9 protein-coding genes are annotated in these 18,292 nt (G+C 44.5%); 8 read left to right on the top strand and 1 reads right to left on the bottom strand.

What is annotated here, in order from left to right:
* Positions 1 to 493: 493 nt before the first annotated feature.
* From N482_RS17930 to N482_RS25295, 5 genes are all read left to right on the top strand, one after another.
* On the top strand, positions 494 to 3,664 hold the full coding sequence (locus tag N482_RS17930; RefSeq protein ID WP_063378347.1) for a glycosyl hydrolase family 18 protein: 3,171 nt from the start codon (positions 494 to 496) through the stop codon (positions 3,662 to 3,664).
* A gap of 66 nt (positions 3,665 to 3,730) precedes the next feature.
* A complete protein-coding gene (locus N482_RS17925) occupies positions 3,731 to 5,332 on the top strand; it encodes a lytic polysaccharide monooxygenase (protein WP_063378346.1) in 1,602 nt (533 codons plus the stop codon).
* A gap of 24 nt (positions 5,333 to 5,356) precedes the next feature.
* Positions 5,357 to 7,999 carry a glycosyl hydrolase family 18 protein gene (locus N482_RS17920; RefSeq protein ID WP_063378345.1) on the top strand — a complete coding sequence of 881 codons (2,643 nt, stop codon included), beginning with the start codon at positions 5,357 to 5,359 and terminating at the stop codon, positions 7,997 to 7,999.
* A gap of 85 nt (positions 8,000 to 8,084) precedes the next feature.
* Entirely contained in the window at positions 8,085 to 10,853 is a 2,769-nt protein-coding gene (locus N482_RS17915) for an Ig-like domain-containing protein (protein ID WP_063378344.1), read from the top strand.
* Positions 10,854 to 11,171: 318 nt separating this feature from the next.
* Positions 11,172 to 11,393, top strand: a complete 222-nt coding sequence (locus tag N482_RS25295; RefSeq protein ID WP_196765349.1) for a hypothetical protein — start codon at positions 11,172 to 11,174, stop codon at positions 11,391 to 11,393.
* Positions 11,394 to 11,468: 75 nt separating this feature from the next.
* Here the strand turns inward: N482_RS25295 and N482_RS17905 are convergent, their stop codons facing one another.
* Entirely contained in the window at positions 11,469 to 12,416 is a 948-nt protein-coding gene (locus N482_RS17905; RefSeq protein ID WP_063378342.1) for a LysR family transcriptional regulator, read from the bottom strand.
* A 125-nt stretch (positions 12,417 to 12,541) separates the two neighbouring features.
* Here N482_RS17905 and N482_RS17900 point away from each other — a divergent pair, with 125 nt between their 5' ends.
* Genes N482_RS17900 through N482_RS17890 form a run of 3 tightly spaced genes read left to right on the top strand, consistent with a single transcriptional unit; the run spans position 12,542 to position 18,272 of the window.
* The gene (locus N482_RS17900) at positions 12,542 to 13,714 is read left to right on the top strand and encodes an efflux RND transporter periplasmic adaptor subunit (protein WP_063378378.1); all 1,173 of its coding nucleotides are present in this window, start codon (positions 12,542 to 12,544) and stop codon (positions 13,712 to 13,714) included.
* 9 nt (positions 13,715 to 13,723) lie between these two features.
* Entirely contained in the window at positions 13,724 to 16,852 is a 3,129-nt protein-coding gene (locus N482_RS17895; RefSeq protein ID WP_063378341.1) for an efflux RND transporter permease subunit, read from the top strand.
* A 1-nt stretch (position 16,853) separates the two neighbouring features.
* On the top strand, positions 16,854 to 18,272 hold the full coding sequence (locus N482_RS17890; RefSeq protein WP_063378340.1) for a TolC family protein: 1,419 nt from the start codon (positions 16,854 to 16,856) through the stop codon (positions 18,270 to 18,272).
* Positions 18,273 to 18,292: the final 20 nt, after the last annotated feature.

The raw sequence follows: 18,292 nt of genomic DNA, 5'->3' as shown, positions 1-18,292 counted from the left end.
TTTGCAATTCAACTTTTCCTTTATTTATATACAATCTACTGTTTTTACTAGTTTATTCTGTTTTAACCGTTAACTATCAGTATTTTTATTTTATCTGTTGAGTTTGTTCTACGTTGAGTTTGATGCGTTATTTATATTAAAAAGTATTAGTAAGTAAAAAATAACCAAACCTAAAGTTGTTGTTTTCTGGTTGGACCTTTTTATAATGTAAATAAAGGTAAACAAAATGGGTGTTAACTTTGTTAATTTTTACAACTTGATCTTTGTTGTGTTTAAATCAACAAGGGTAGATGTATCAATGGCTTACAATTTCTATATTTTCTTATTTTTGGTTGTTTTTTTAGTTATTTGGTCTGTGTTTTTTAATTTTAACCAATCCCTTGTGGTGATTTTTCGGATCGGTACAATCGCTTTCGCTCAGTATTGCATTAGGTACACATGTTACCAGATGTAGTTTTGTGAATATGAAATTAAATAAGTTAGGAAAATAATAATGAGCGTGTCAATCCTACCCAATAGGGCACTTAAGTTAAGTGCCATAACTATGGGATTATTCAGTGCATCTGCACTTGCAAATGTTGATTGTAGTAATCTTGCCCAGTGGCAATCAGGAAAAATCTATGTTGGTGGCAATCAGGTGCAACAAGATAACGTTGCATACCGAGCTAACTGGTGGAATAGATCCTCACCTCAAGCCCGTTCGGGACAGTGGCAAGAGTGGACTAAACTCGGCGAGTGTAAAGGGGCTGAACCTGTTAACCTTGCGCCGTCAATTAAGCTGCTTAAACCAATTGCGGATATTACTGTTGTTGAAAATGAAGAAGTCATTATCGATTTCTCGGCACAAGACAGCGATGGTGAAGTTAGGCATGTTGCTATCTATCATAATGATCAACTGGTCAAAGTTTTAAATGAAGCGCCTTATCGTTTCACATGGCAAGCAAAACAAGGGCGCCATGAATTTCATGGTGTGGCGCTTGATGATGATGGCGCAACGGCTAAGTCAGTGAGCCGAAAAGTGAGCGTTGAAGCGCTTCCTCCAGCCGACAAAAACACTGCGCCAATTGCGCGATTAGCGGCACAGCTACCTAGTGAATTGGAAGTAGGTAGTCAAATCGTATTTACATTGATTGCTAACGACAAAGAGTCGGATCAGCTTACTCAATCACTCTCTTTGAATGGTGTGGAGCTAATCTCAACATCGCAAAATGAATACGAATTTGTGTGGACTGCAAAAGCGAAAGGTCAGCAAACATTTACGTTGGTGGCGAAAGATGAAAATGGCCTAGAGTCTGAATCAGTAACGCGCACGTTCACGGTTAAGGCGACAGACGGTACTCAAACGAGCCATGAAGATTGTCGTCCTGCAGGGTTATACCAAACCCCCGGCGTGACACCTGCTTATTGTGATATTTACGACAGCGAAGGTCGTGAAAAAATGGGGGCTGACCATCCAAGGCGTGTGATCGGTTACTTCACCAGCTGGCGTCATGGTAAAAATGATCAACCAAGTTACCTAGTTAAAGACATTCCATGGGACAAAATCACCCATATCAATTATGCGTTTGCCCATGTAAACAGCCAAAATGAAATTAGCATTGGTAATACAAACGCACAAGGTAATGCCGCGACTAATATGACATGGCCAGGTGTTGCTGGTGCAGAGATGGACCCAAGCTTGCCATACAAGGGCCACTTCAACTTACTGAATAAATATAAAAAGCAGTATCCACATGTAAAAACCATGATTTCTGTGGGTGGCTGGGCCGAAACCGGTGGCTACTTTGACGAGAACGGTAACCGTGTAAACACTGGTGGTTTTTATACTATGACCACAAATGCTGATGGCAGTGTAAACCAAGCAGGCATCGACCAGTTTGTTAAAAGCTCTGTCGAGTTCTTAAGAACTTATGGTTTTGATGGCTTGGATGTTGACTATGAATATCCTTCTTCAATGAAAGATTCTGGTCACCCAGAAGACTTCCCTGTTAGTAATGCACGACGTGCGGGCTTGAATAAATCATACCAAGTCTTGATGAAAGACCTGCGCGAAGCGCTTGATAAAGCGGGTGAACAAGATGGCAAACACTACATGCTGACTATCGCATCTCCGTCATCAGGCTACTTGTTGCGTGGTATGGAAACCTTCCAAACTGCTCAGTACTTAGATTTTGTGAACATCATGTCGTATGACCTTCACGGAGCTTGGAACGATCACGTTGGTCACAATGCGCCACTCTACGACACAGGAAAAGATACTGAGCTTAAAGTTTGGAATGTGTACGGTACTAAAGAGTTTGGCGGAATTGGTTATTTGAATACTGATTGGGCTGTGAACTACTTCCGTGGTGCATTGCCGGCAGGTCGAATCAATATTGGTATTCCATATTACACCCGTGGCTTTAGAGATGTGCGCGGTGGCGAAAATGGCCTTTGGGGACGCGCGCCACTTCCAAACCAAAATAACTGTCCAAAAGGCACAGGTATTGGTGAAAAGAACAAGTGTGGTAACGGCGCAATTGGTATCGATAACCTATGGCACGACATTGAAAATGGTCAAGAGGTTGCAGCAGGCTCTAACCCACTTTGGCACGCTAAAAACTTGGAGCATGGCATTAACCCAAGCTATTTAGAAGAGTACGGTTTGACACCTGCAACCGATGCAGATGATGTATTTCGCGGTGACTATGTTCGTTACTACGATGATGTTGCTGTAGCACCATGGTTATATAACGCCGAGAAAAAGGTATTCCTATCAATGGAAGACACCGAGTCTATGAAAACCAAGTTAAATTACGTAGTTGATAAAGGACTTGGCGGCGTGATGTTCTGGGAGCTGGCGGGTGATTTTGACTATCATGCTGACAAGGGCGAGTACTATATGGGCTCGACAATGACAGCGCTGGCATATAACACGTTCAACCAAAGTGGTGTGGTGTATGACGCCCACATTGGTGACGGCGAGTTTGCGACACCAAGCGAGGCGGTTGATATTGAATTCGAAGCAAAAGACTTCCCTGTGGGCGACCAAAACTACCCAATTCGTCCAACGTTTGTCTTTACTAACAATTCAGAAATTGACCTAACCGGTTCCACGATTACGTTCAATGTGCCAACGTCAACGTCTGCCATTTTTAAGTCAAATTGGAATGCGCGCAAGAAGCTGGGTATGACAGTGGCGCACGATGCCTCTAACAGTGCTGGCAACAATATTGGTGGCTTTGAGAATGAATTTCACCGTTTCTCTATCACCTTTAAAAATGAATGGGGCGGTCAGCTAGAGTCGTTTAAACCAGGCGAAACGGTCAATGCGCAAGTGATGTACTACATGCCGATCACAGGTCCTGTTAACTTTGTAGTTGAAAAAGACGGCAAAGAGTATGCGTTTACGTCTGAATACCCTGAACTACCTGTGGTTAAAAAGCACGTACCGACTCCCGGTGATGGCGACAAAAACCCGCCAAGCGGCACACAGTGTGAAGGTGTAAAAATTGAAAACATCAACACTTATCCAAACTGGCCGCGCACTAACTGGGCTGGCGATCCTAGCCATGCTGTAGGTGGCGATATGCTCATACACAATGGTGCTGTTTACCAGGCTAGGTGGTGGACTAATGGTACACCAAGTGATGGTGGTGCTTGGCAAAAGGTATGTAGCCTGTAACCGGGTTCAATATTCCTAACCAGAGTGATCTACGGATCACTCATACAATCAATAAATGAGAAAACTATGAGACAGCAAGTAACCTTATGCGCGCTAGGCGTAGCCATAGGTGTGGGCGTCATTGGCAAAGTGCACGCACATGGCTATATGGATTTTCCTAAGGCGAGGCAGGCAATCTGTCAGGAGCAGGGGGGATTTTGGTGGCCAAAAGATGGCTCTAAAATTCCTAATGCAGCGTGCCGCGCGGCTTACGTGCAATCTGAACATGTACAGTTTATTCAAAAACATGAGTTTGCGACCAATACCGTGGATTTTCATAATCAAGCAGCGGTAGAAGCAAATATTCCAAATGGCACACTATGTGGCGCAGGCGATGTCCAAAAAGCAGGTATGAATATACCTTCCAAAGATTGGCAAAAAACGGAGGTCACGCCAAACGCAGATGGCAAAGTGAAAATCCGTTATCGTGCAACAACACCACACAATCCGAGCTTTTGGCAGTTTTATTTGACTAAGCCAGGTGTGGACTTCGAGCAAAACCCACTTGCTTGGCATGATCTGGAACTGGTGCAAGAGCATGGCAACATTCCATTTTTTATGGCACCTGATGGCAAGCGTTACTATGAAATGGAAGTCGCAATTCCTGAAAAGTTCAACGGCGACGCCATTTTATATAGCCGCTGGCAGCGTGATGACGTGGTCGGTGAAGGGTTTTATAACTGTAGCGACGTGACAATTTTACGCAGTACCGACTCTACACCTACGCCAGATACGTGGCATCCAGTCGGGTACTTTGTTAAACAAGGGCAAGATGCCAAAGCCGGTGACACCGTTTGGGTACGTGTCTTTAACGGCAATGGCAACGAAATTATCCAAGAGAAGCTGAATATTACAGATGACAATGCATCACGTTGGCAGTCATTGTTCGCGTCTAAACTCAATGCGCAATTTGCCGAAATGGTTCGCATTGGTGTTAAAGACGCACAGGGTAACATAGTCTTTGAAGCAAATGCTTTAAGCAGTAATCAGGTGTTTTTATCGGATAAGGCACATAGCTACAATTTGACGGTCATTTCAAAACCTACAAACACGGCGCCAACTGTACACGCACCTGCACCGATCACAATTGATGAAGGCCAAACTAAACATTTACATGTGCATGCTTTTGACGATGAGCAAGCGACGCTGAAATTTGACTGGCAATTACCAAGTGCACTGAGTTTTTCTGGGGTTGGCTCTACTATCACGATAACCGCGCCTCAAGTGGACACTGATACTCGCTTTGACGGCAAGGTAACAGTGTCTGACGGCAGCCTAAGCAAGACTGTGTCGCTGGTTATCAATGTGAAAAACATCGAAACAGATCCAGGCACACCAAACGATGATACTTGGGAACCAAGCAAAGTATACACAGCAGGCGACACCGTTGTGTATCAAGGGAAAACCTATCGAGCCAAGTGGTGGGTACGAGGCCAATTGCCAACATCAAGTCATGCTTGGGAACTTGTAACAACTGGTGATGATTCAGATGCAGGCAATTCATCATGGCAGGCGAGTAAAGCTTATCGAGGCGGTGAAATTGTGACGTTTAATGGCGCGCGATATCAAGCTCGCTGGTGGACGCGTAATCAGCAACCAGACCAGCATTCTGTTTGGAAAAAACTATAAGTATATCTAAGAGGTAATCTAATCATGTTTAAGTATTTAACAACTGCAGCAGCTGTAGGTGCTGCGCTTGCAAGTGCAGCTGCCGTCGCAGCTCCTTCTACGCCAAGTATTAACTGGAAGCCACAAAACTATTCGTTTGTAGACGTGAATATTTATGGCCGAGGTTCATACAAACAGTTAATTCAGGCTAAAGACGTTGTAGACATTCAAATTGAGTGGAACGCATGGTCAGGAACAGGTGGCAACAGCTACAAAGTGTACTTTGACAATGAAGTAGTCAATGAAGGCACTCTTGCAGAAGGGACCACGGGTGGCACAATCCGCTTCCCTTATCATAAATCAGGGCGCCACGAGTTAAAAATAGCGTTGTGTGATGCATCAGGCTGCTCCATGTCAGCCTCCAAACCAATCGTAATTGCAGATACGGACGGAGGTCATTTAGAGCCACTCAAGTTAAACGTGGATCCAAACAACAAAAAGTTTGATACGGATCCAAACACAGTGGTTGGTGCCTACTTTGTTGAGTGGGGCATTTACGGCCGTAAGTTCGATGTTACTCAGATCCCCGCGGACAATCTAACGCATTTACTATACGGCTTTATCCCAGTATGTGGTCCTAATGACTCTCTCGCTGAGATTGAAAATGGTAATAGCCTGCGCGCGCTTAAATTGGCGTGTGGTAGCTCAAAAGATTATGAAGTTGTTATACACGACCCATGGGCGGCAGTGCAAAAAGCACTTCCAGGGATCAGCGCTAAAGACCCAATTCGAGGTACTTACGCACAGTTAATGGCACTTAAACAACGTAATCCAGAACTGAAAATCTTACCTTCAGTGGGTGGTTGGACATTGTCAGATCCATTCTTTGACTTTGATGTAAAAGAGCACCGCGACACGTTTGTAAATTCAATGCGTGAGTTTTTAAAGACGTGGAAGTTTTACGACGGCATTGATATTGACTGGGAATTCCCAGGTGGTGATGGTGCGAATCCAAACTTAGGCTCAGACAAAGATGGTGAAGTGTACATCATTCTAATGAAAGAGCTCCGAGCAATGTTAGATGAGCTTGAGATTGAAATGGGTCGTGAGTTTGAGCTGACATCCGCTATTGGTACAGGCTACGACAAAATAGAAGACGTTGATTACCAGCAAGCCGCTCAGTACATGGACTACATTTTTGCCATGACGTATGACTTTGCCGGCGGCTGGAACAATGTAACAGGACACCAAACGGCAATTTACTGTGGCACGCATATGTCTACAGATGAATGCAACGGAACAGGTGTTGATGAAAATGGAGAGACGAGAAAAGGGCCTGCCTACACGCTCGATAATGCAATCAAGCTGCTCCTAGCGCAAGGTGTACCGAGTGAAAAGCTAGTTGTTGGTACTGCGATGTACGGTCGAGGCTGGGAAGGTGTTTACCCACAAAATGCACAAATTGCGGATAACCCAATGACGGCACCAGCCAATGGTAAGCTACGCGGGTCAACGTCTCAAGGTGTTTGGGAAGCAGGCGTTATCGACTACAAGGGACTTAAGGCTCATATGATAGGTCATGATGAGCAAGGCATTAATGGTTTTGAAGTAGGGTACGATGAACAAGCTGAAGCTGCATATGTTTGGAATCGCCAGAAAGGCACCTTGGTTACCTACGATAGCCCTCGCTCTGTGCGTGCAAAAGGTCGTTATGTACGTGAGCATAATTTAGGTGGTTTATTCGCATGGGAAATTGACGCGGATAACGGTGATATTCTCAATGCGATGCACGAAGGTCTGGCTGGCAAAGTGACACCTCCTAAACCAGTTAACAAGGCACCTGTGGTATCTCTGGCGAGTGAGATTACGTTAAATGCAGGTGATATTCATGTTTTAACGGCTCAAGCATCTGATCCTGAAGGTAAAGCACTTTCATTTGAGTGGCAAGGTGATGCTGCTTTAAATCTTCAAAGTGAAAATGACAGCGTTATCGTCACTGCGCCGAGTGTCACAAACGATTCTGTTTATACAGTAAACCTTGCGGTAAGCGACGGCATGAACACTGTAAATCGCACAGTTAAGGTGGTTGTAAAAGCACCAGTTGTTGAAAATAAAGCGCCAGTAGTAGGCAGCATTTCTGCAATCTCATTAGACGAAAACACCAGTAAATCAGTCAGTATTTCAGCGACCGATCCTGAAGGTAAAGCGCTGAGCTTTGCTTGGAAAGTGCCTGGCCACACAGTGGTTGGCAGTGGTAGTACGGTTGCCGTAAAAGCGGCAGAGGTGACAAAAACAGAAACAATTACCGGTATGGTTGTGGTTTCTGACAGTGTGAACAGCGTGACGCGTCAGTTCAACGTTACAGTGAAAAATGTCGAGACGACACCTGAACCAACACCGGGCGATGGCAAAACAACATGGGATGCCAATAAGGTTTACACCGGAGGCAATACTGTTTGGTACAAGGGCGTTCAATACAAAGCGCGTTGGTGGACGCGTGGTGCTATTCCAAGTAATGGCGGCGTGTGGGCTGAGATCATTCCAGATGATGGCAAGGTGCGTGATTGGCGCAGTGACTTAGTTTACACCGGTGGTGACAAAGTCGTGCATAACGGTGAAACGTATCAAGCCCGCTGGTGGACGCGCGGTCAAGCTCCTGGCAGCAGTTCAGTCTGGCGTAAGCTATAACAAACTGAATCAACAAAGTTCAAATCAGGTGCACGGACGCACCTTTCTAACAACGAAAAAAACAACAAGTACAGAGTAAATATCCATGTTAAAAGCAAAAAAAATCGCTGTATTGGTCGCAGCAAGTGCTGGCGTGTTTTCGAGCATTGCTGCTTTGGCACAAGAGCCTGTGAGTTTGCACAACAATGCACAATTGAAGGCGACGATTAAATCTCAGCTGTCTCAAAATCAAAGTATTTTCAGGTCTAGTGCTACTGATACACAATCAGAGCTTGAGTTTAGAACTCACCATAAAACTGAAGATGGTAGGCATATGCGTCGTAGCCAATTTTATAAAGGTGTACGAGTGTATGGAGGGGAAATCGTCACTCATCACGACGAGCAGAGCTTTTTAAGTGTCTGGTTTCAGCCAGAAGGGGAAATAACTTCAATTAGTGGCTCGGTCTTGCCACACCTAACTCTTGATACCGTTAAGCCTAGCTTTTCTGAGCAAAAGGCCGTTGAATTTGCAAAAGAGCAAATCGCTGAGCTAATCACGTCGTCTGATGAACATGTTGAGCTAGTGATTTACCCACATAGTGACAAGCTGAAATTGGCTTATTTAGTGACGTTTTTTGCGGAAACTGAACATGAGCCGCTTCGTCCTGAATTTGCTATTGATGCGCATACAGGTGAAGTACTTTCGCGCATTGAAATGCTAAACCATTCTAAAATAGGCATGGGTCCAGGTGGTAACGAAAAAATAGGTAAACACTATTACGGTGAAGACATGCCAAAGTTTCATGCAAAGGACTTGGGCAATGGCAATTGTGAAATGTCACATACAGACATTCGTGTTATCGATATGGAACATGGCACAACAAATACGCAGACTTATCAGTTCCCCTGTTATGAAAATACGCATAAGCATGTGAATGGTGCCTATTCGCCGCTCAATGACGCTATATTCTATGGTCAAGCGACGATAGATATGTTCAAAGATTGGTTTGATAGCCGCGCATTGTCTGGCGACTTAGTCATGCGAATTCATTACCGAAAAAACTACTTAAATGCCTTTTGGAATGGTAAAGAAGTGACCTTTGGTGATGGTGATCTCGATGAATACGGTGTGTATCCGTTCACCTCTCTTGGCGTTGTAGCCCACGAAATAGGCCATGGTGTCACGCATCAAAACTCTAAGTTAGTATACAGCAACATGTCGGGCGGTGTGAATGAGTCATTTTCAGATATGACCTCAGAAGCACTCGAGTGTTTCATGAATCAAAAACCGGACGGAACTTGTGAAGTCGACTGGTTAATCGGCGCAAGTATTTTTAAAAATCGAACTGCACTTCGCTACATGGAAATTCCTGAACGCGATGGTAGATCTATCGGCCATGCCAGCAAGTATGAAATAGGCATGGGAGTACACCACAGTTCTGGTGTATTTAACCGTGCTTTTTACTCACTTGCTAATACCGAAGGCTGGGGTGTAAAAAAAGCCTATGAAGTCATGCTACATGCCAACAAAAACTTTTGGGTATACAACGGGAAGTTTGAATCGCTGGCATGTGGTGTGACAGATGCCGCTGCGGATTTAGGCTATGATACCCAAGCTGTTGGTGAGGCGTTTAAAGTTGTGGGCGTATTTGCATGTACTGAGAACAAAGCGCCAACGATTTCGATTACAAGCCCAGATAATAATGGCCGCTACATGATTGGCACAGACATTACCCTTAAAGCGAATGCACAAGATGAATATGGCGTGGTTGAAAAGGTAGAGTTTTTCATCAATGGCAAGCTTCATGATACTGCATTGGCAGCACCGTTTGAGGCCGCATTTAATAGTGACAATACAGGGAAATACACGGTTACCGCTCGTGTTACTGACAATGAAGGCCTATCAACAGATGCATCGCCGGTATCATTTAGTCTTATTGACCCGAGCCAGTGTCAAACTGCACCATGGCAGGATGGCAAAGTGTATACGCAAGGCAACAAAGTCGCCTTTGATGGGTTTGAATATGAAGCCAAATGGTGGAATAGAGATCAAAACCCTGCAAGCAACTCCGGCTCTTGGGGCGTATGGAAAAAGGGCCTTGAATGTGGCGGGTCAGGTGATAAGCCAAATCAAGCACCAACTTTGAGTATGACCGCACCTACAAACAACGCTTCGATTGAACTTGGGCAGTCAGTATCAGTCAGATTCGTTGCCAATGATGCTGATGGTGATATTACGAGGGTCAACGTGAGTGTTAATGGTAAGCCATTAACTGAACTAACTCGCATGCCATACGCTTTCAACTATCAACCACTGGAAGTCGAAACGTATCAATTGAGTGCTGTTGCGACTGATAATAATGGAGCACAATCTGCAAAAGTGAGTCGTACGATTACAGTGACTGAGCCTGAGCCACAGCCAATACCTGAAGCACCAAGTGTGAACTTAACGAGTCCAGTAAATGGCAGTAGCTTTAAATCAGGTGAGCAAATTGCGTTGTCTGTTATTGCCAGTGATAAAGACAATGACCTCAAGCAAGTAGCATACTTCGTCAATGGTAAACAAGTTGCAGTATCGACCATCGCGCCATATAGCGTCTCTTATACAGCCGAACCTGGTAGTTACAGCATTTTTGCAATCGCAACAGATGCAGAGGGTTTAAATACACAGTCACAAACCCATAGTTTTAAAATAACTGGCAGCAAGCCAAGTTGTGATGTTGAGGCGTGGCAGGCAAGCCGTGTTTATACATCGGGTAAACAAGCGAGTCTTGATGGTCAGCTATACCAAGCAAAATGGTGGACGCGCAATCAAAACCCCGCGCAATACTCAAGTCGCTGGGCAGTGTGGAAGCACCTAGGTGAGTGTATGTAACACTCATTAAATCTAAAAACCCATGATTTATATATTCTAAATCATGGGTTTATTATTTTGCTTACATAATAGTAATATAAAGTGGTGGTGAGACGAATTGTATAAAATAATAATAAAGTCTTTACTGTGGGCATAAATGAGCACCAATAAGAAAAGCTAGCAAGAAGACGTGCGACAAATAATGATAATAAACGCGCGGATCATTGATACCGTGAGAAACCAAATCACTCTGAAAGACCAACAGCGACCTTCGACCTGAACGCCTAAAGTTATTGCGGTTTTATATTGCTTGGCTAAAAGGCAAAGGCGGTGGGTGCTTTGACAATATTGAATCAGCATGCGCATAAGGCACATTTTGTTGAACACAGGGGTACTTTATATGGACTGACGAAACGTAACATACTGTGGCGTTATAATTTTAAAACACACACCTATCAAGAGGTTAAGCAGGTAGATAAACATGTCACGTCTATCTCAGATATGAGTGACACTCAGCTGTTATTTGTAAAGCGTATCTCACAAAAAAAGAAATCGCGTTGATAGAGTAGCCTAGTCTAGGCTCATTTTTACAAGCTAGTCAGTTGATATGACAACTTGTAGTAAATCGAGAGCGGTTTACTTCGGTTGATACATCTTATCAAGCCCCGGGATATTATGCTCCCAACGAGGAATTGCCTCACCAATATAATGTCTAGCCGCATCCAAAAATAACCTTGTTCTAACGGGTAAATCTCTATGTGGGTAGACCGCATACATTGCGCTGTAGTCAGGCAAGCTTACATGCGTCAGCAGAGGTACCAATTGCGTGTGATCTATATGATCGGCAAAGAAAAATGCGGGCGATGTGCAAAAGGCGGTGTGTGAGAGCACTTTTTCCAACAAGGCTTCTCCGTCGTTAGATCTAAATACAGGGTTAATAGGTTGCTCTTGATGCTTCCCTTTGTCATCAACGTAACTGATTGACTCAAAGCGAATATGGTTACTGGTATAAGCCGCTGCTGGAAGCTCAGCTAGATCTGCCATTGTTTTGGGTTCACCATAGGTTTCTATAAATTGTGGTGTCGCCAAGATAAGCATTCGGTTGCGTGCAATTTTTCGCGCAATAAGCGAAGAGTCCCTAGGCTCACCAACTCGAAACGCCAGATCAAACCCCTCCGAGACCATGTCTATGACCCTATCATCTAATCTCAGTTCAATATTGACTTGCGGAAATCGTTTTTGAAAATCATTGATCACGGGAAGCAAATAGTATTTACCAATGTAGCTCGATGACGTGATCCTCAATAGACCTCTTGGCTCTTGGTGATAATTTTCTGCCATCTGTACTGTATCTTGAAGTAACAGCCTCAGCTCCGCCGATTTTTTAACCATTTCAGCTCCAGCCGCTGTCAGCGAAAAAGAGCGTGTGGTTCGGTTAAGTAGCCTTACACCTAGCTCTTCTTCTAATTTACTGATTTGCTTTGAAATTACAGAACGATCTATATTTCTAAGTTCAGCAGCTTTGGAAAAAGAACCTTGTTCAACCACTTCTAAAAGCATGATTAAGCGACTAGTTGTATCCATGGATTGACATTAAGTTATGTTTTATTGGTGCCATATTGGCATTAATGTTTTTAAAAAACTACTATTTTTCGACATTAATTACCGCTGTAGGATCGTTATATACCAAATTCCCAGCGGAGCAAAAAATGAAAAAGTTAGGTTTTACTCTAAGTGCAGTGGCCCTCGCACTTGTGTTAAGTGGTTGTGGTCAGTCTAATGCACAGCAAGGACAGCAGCCGCCACCGCTAACCATTGACGTTGCTAATGTACAATTGGAACAAGTTCAGTCTTGGCATACGTTTACTACACGTTTAGAGGCCCCTGAGCGCGTTGTTTTGAAACCTCGCGTATCTGGCCAAATTGAGAAAATGGCGTTCACCGAAGGTGAAAGAGTCAGTAAAGGACAACTATTATTTAGTCTAGACTCAAGGTCTTTTGAAGCGCAAATCGATACCCTTAAAGCGCAGCTTGGCAGCGCAGATGCTGCGTTAGAGCAGGCGCGCGGTGAAGCGCAACGTGCCAATCGACTGGTCACTAAAAAGGCTATTTCAACAGAAGAAGCAGAGCAGCGTAACGCAACACTACGCAGTGCAATTGCCAATAAAAATGCAATTGAAGCTCAACTGCAAAACGCTTTTCTTGATCTAGAGTTCAGCCAAGTCTCAGCACCAATCACCGGTAAAATTTCGCGCGCAGTTGTAACCAAAGGCAACTATGTAAAAGGCGGCGAGACAGAGCTGACGACGATTGTTTCAGATGAAGAGATCTATGCCTATTTCGATGTAGATGAGCGTACTTGGAGTCGCCAATTTGCTGGCGTAACCGCACAAGATGAAGTAACAGTGCAGCTGCAACGCCTAGGTGAAACAAAGCAGATTGCAGGCAAGCTAGACTTCATCGATAACGAAATCAACCCTACAACAGGTACTTTACGTGTGCGAGCGGTTTTCGATGCACAGCAGCACAACCTGAAACCGGGGGCGTTTGCTCGTATTTCAATTGGTGCGCAAGACCCACAAATAATGGCTATTGTGCCAGAGCGAGCAATTGGTACTGATCTTAAAAATCGTTTTGTATTGACCATAGATGAAAACAACGTATTGCAATATCGCTTAGTGGAGCTTGGCGAACGATACGGTGCATATCGTGCTATTAAAGCTGGCTTAGTCGAAGGCGACCGCATTGCTATAAACGGCCCAGCGAGAGTGGGACCTGGTATGCCTATCACGCCTAACCCTGTGAACTTAGCGTTTGAAAATACTCAATTTGTACTGAAGCAGTCTGAGTCTTTACCAGTTTTATTGAGCGCTGCAAACTAAGAGAACGTCATGAAATTTTCCCATTTTTTTATAAATCGACCGATATTCGCGGCCATGCTGTCGATGATATTTATCATCACCGGCGCGATTTCACTGTTTCAACTACCGATCAGCGAATATCCAGAAGTGGTTCCACCAACGGTTGTTGTTAATGCCACATACCCTGGCGCAAACCCTAAAGTCATTGCCCAAACTGTGGCAACCCCCCTTGAGCAAGAGCTTAATGGGCTGGAAAACATGCTGTACCATGGTTCGCAAGCAACTAGTGATGGCCGTTTAACTCTGACTGTCACATTTGCGTTAGGTACAGACCTTGACCAAGCTCAGGTACAGGTTCAAAACCGTGTAAACAACGCTTTGCCTCGTTTACCACAAGAGGTACAACGTTTAGGTGTGACTGCACAAAAGTCCTCTCCAAACTTAGCACTGGTTGTGCACTTGGTATCCCCTAATGGTGAGCAAGATACTGCATACATGGCAAACTACGCTGACCTTTATATCAAAGATGAGCTAAAGCGCTTACCAGGGGTCGGTGACTTGCAGCTATTTGGCGGTGCGAAGTATTCTATGCGTGTTTGGCTTGACCCAGATGCACTTGCGGCGCGCAACTTAACTGCATCAGACGTTGTGAACGCATTACGTACTCAAAACCAACAGGTTGCAGCAGGCTCTCTCGGGGCACAACCTACGCCAGAAGAAAATCAGTTCCAGATCCTTCTAAATGTAAAAGGACGTTTAGAAAGCATCGAAGAATTTGAAAAAGTTATCATTAAAGTGGGTGATAATGGCGCTTTAACTCGCCTAAAAGACATTGCGCGTGTTGAACTTGGCCAAGAAAACTATGCACTGCGTGCGATGTTAGATAATCAGCCTGCGCTTGCAATGCCTGTATTCCAGCGTCCGGGTACTAATGCTATAGAGCTTTCGGATGATGTGCGTGAAACTATGCAACGCCTTGAAAAGAGCTTCCCAGCAGGCATGACTTATGAGATCGCTTACGACCCGACTGTGTTTGTACGTGGTTCAATTGATGCGGTAATTAAAACGCTTATTGAGGCCATTCTTCTTGTTGTTGTCGTCGTGGTTGTATTCTTACAAACATGGCGCGCGTCTATTATTCCATTAATTGCGGTACCTGTTTCTCTGGTTGGTACTTTTGCGGTGATGCAACTATTAGGTGTGTCTATCAATACACTGTCTCTATTTGGCTTAGTATTAGCAATAGGCATCGTCGTTGATGACGCCATTGTTGTAGTTGAAAACGTTGAGCGTAATATCGCCGATGGCCACAGCCCATATGAGGCGACCAAAATTGCCATGACTGAAGTAACGGGCCCAATCATTGCCATTGCGTTTGTATTGTGTGCGGTATTCATTCCAACAGCATTTATCACCGGTTTATCAGGCCAGTTTTACAAGCAATTTGCGTTGACGATTACGATTTCGACTTTGATCTCAGCATTTAACTCATTGACGCTATCTCCTGCGCTGTCAGCCATTTTACTGAGGTCGCACGATGCACCAAAAGACAGGCTTACACGTGTGTTAGACAAACTATTTGGCGCTTGGTTATTTAAGCCGTTCAATCGTATGTTTGATAAAGGTGCCAAAGGCTATGAAGCGCTTGTTAAAAAGCTAATCCGCATGAGTGTGGTCGTTGGTGTGGTTTATCTAGGTCTTGTGGGCTCAACCATTGGATTGTTCAACTCGGTTCCAGGTGGATTTATTCCGCAGCAAGATAAGCAGTATTTGGTGGCAGTTGCACAGCTTCCTGACGCAGCAAGTTTAGACAGAACTGAAGAAGTGATACGTCAAATGCAAGAAATTGCACTTGAAGTACCGGGTGTTGCAAATACAGTGGCATTCCCTGGGCTGTCGGTAAACGGTTTCACAAACAGCACTAACAGCGGCATTGTATTTACCCCATTGGATGACTTTGCACTACGTAATGATCCAAGCTTGTCGGCACAAGCTATTGCAATGCAGTTAAACATGCGTTTTGCAGTTATTGACGAAGCGTTTGTTGCGGTATTCCCACCACCACCAATCCTAGGCTTGGGTACAACGGGTGGATTTAAACTGCAAATTCAAGACCGTGCAAACCAAGGGTTTGAGGCGTTGTTCGCAGCGTTACAAGCGACCATTGGTGCTGCGCAACAAGACCCTGCATTAACCGGTATTTACTCAAGCTTTAGAGTTCAAGTACCGCAAATGGACATTAATATCGACCGTGAGCAAGCGCTTATCCAAGGCATACCGCTTCAAGAAGTCTTTGATGCACTGCAAGTATATCTCGGTTCGGTTTACGTGAATGATTTCAACTTATTTGGCAGAACCTATCAGGTTAAAGCGCAAGCTGACGCGGAATTTAGAGCCAAAAAAGAGCAAATTAATAATCTAAAAGTGCGCAATGCCGCTGGCAACATGGTACCGCTTGGTTCAGTGGTGACGGTTGAAGCGACAACGGGCCCTGACCGTGTTATGCACTACAACGGTTATGTAACGGCTGAATTAAATGGCAGCCCAGCGCCGGGTTACAGTTCAGATCAAGCGCAACAAGCGATTGAGAAAGTACTTGCAAAAACACTACCTGAAGGCATGGCATTTGAGTGGACAGAAGTAACCTATCAGCAGATCTTAGCTGGTAATACAATGGTCTATGTGTTCCCTCTAGTTGTGGTCTTAGTATTTATGGTGCTTGCGGCACAGTACGAGAGTATGCGTTTGCCTCTAGCTATTATCTTGATTGTACCTATGACTATTTTCTCAGCATTAGCAGGTGTTTACATGCTAGGTGGCGACAACAACATATTTACGCAAATTGCTTTGATTGTACTGGTCGCATTGGCGTCAAAGAATGCAATTTTAATGGTGGAGTTTGCAAGAGATAAGCATGTACAAGGCGCAACACACCTTGAAGCCATTATTGAAGCATGTCGCTTGAGATTGCGTCCTATCCTTATGACTTCTATTGCATTTACTGCGGGGGTAGTACCGTTGGTATTGGCATCGGGCGCCGGTGCAGAAATGCGTCAAGCAATGGGTAATGCGGTGTTCTTTGGCATGATTGGTGTGACTGTATTCGGTCTGCTGTTTACACCTGTTTTCTATCGCCTTGTAACACCAAAGGAGCAATAAAATGCAACTTATTAAAATCTCAATGCTAAGTTTGGCAATGGCGAGTGTAATAGGGTGTACTAGCACTTCTTATGAGCCGCAAGTTGCATTAAACCATGATTCGTTTAATGACCAAGTAATCAACATGGCCCGTTTAACGTCAGTAGCAAAATCGGAAGAAGCCCGCTGGTGGCAGCAGCTTGAGGATGTTGTTCTCAACAATTTGGTTATAGGTGTTCTAACAGAGAATCAAAATTTAAAAGCTTCAGCGGCGCGTTTGCGCGCCGCCGCCGCAGGATTATCTGAAGCACAGCGAACACGATTGCCACAAGGTAGCTTGAATGTAAGTGCTCAGCGCGCAAATGCCCCAAGCCTAGTATCACCTCTAGGTGGTGTGCAGGAATCAATTACTGCGGGTGGCGAATTGAGTTGGCAGGTCGATTTATCGGGGCGCATTGCCAAACTTGCAGATGCCGCAGCAGCTGGCGCAGAGTCTAGTCAAGCACAATACCAAGCTTTAGTAGGAGAGCTGGTTACAACCAGCATTCAAAGTTACTTAAACTGGCAAGCACTAAAGCAAACACATCAACTTACTGTCGAGCAGCTAAATGCACTCGAAGAGTCGATAGAAATCATTGAGGTGCGAGTGGCAGAAGGTGTCGCGACTGAGCTTGAACTCAATCGAACTAAATCTCAGTACTTTGAACATAAACAGAGACTCCCAGAAATTGCAACTGAACTTGCTGCCGTGGAACAAACCATTGCGGTGCTAGTTAACAAGCAAGTTGATGCGCTAGAATTGACCGCACTGACTAAGCCGCAGTTTGAAGAGTTGTCTATATCGGTGAACGTAAACTCTGCCTCAGATGCATTAATGCAACGAGGTGATGTTAAAAGTGCGGTTGCACGTTTAAAACAGCAGAGCTTTTTAACACAAAGTGCTGAGCGAGCGTTATATCCAGACATCAGCTTTTCTGCATTTGCTGGCGTGCTTAACCCGACAGGTGCAAACTTCAATGATACGCAGTCTAGCTGGCAAGTTATGCCAAACATAAATTGGTCTTTATTTAGCTATCCTCAGTTGTTAGCGCAAATGGACAGGCAAGAAGCTATAACAGAAGCGAGTTATTATGAGTACCGTCAGACATTGACGAAAGTGCTTGCTCAGACCGAATATTCCCTTCGAGCGCTGGCGCAAATAAAGTTACAACTTGGGTATGTCGACTCTCAAGTGGGTGCGGCAAATAAGGCGTATGAACAGGCTACAGCTGGCTATCAAGAAGGGCAGTTAGGGTATCTTGAGTTGTTGGATGCGCGTCAAGATGTTTTAATAGCGCAACAATCACAAATGGCCATTCGAAATAAGCTACTGAATGCATCAGTTGATGTGTACGGTGAGCTCAACGGTCAATGGTCTCAGGCACTTATTGCGAGTATTTAATACTCGCACATTGCGCCAAT

It is taken from the genome of Pseudoalteromonas luteoviolacea NCIMB 1942, assembly GCF_001625595.1.
Taxonomy (GTDB): Bacteria; Pseudomonadota; Gammaproteobacteria; order Enterobacterales; family Alteromonadaceae; genus Pseudoalteromonas; species Pseudoalteromonas luteoviolacea_A.
This window is presented reverse-complemented; position numbering and strand designations above follow the sequence as displayed.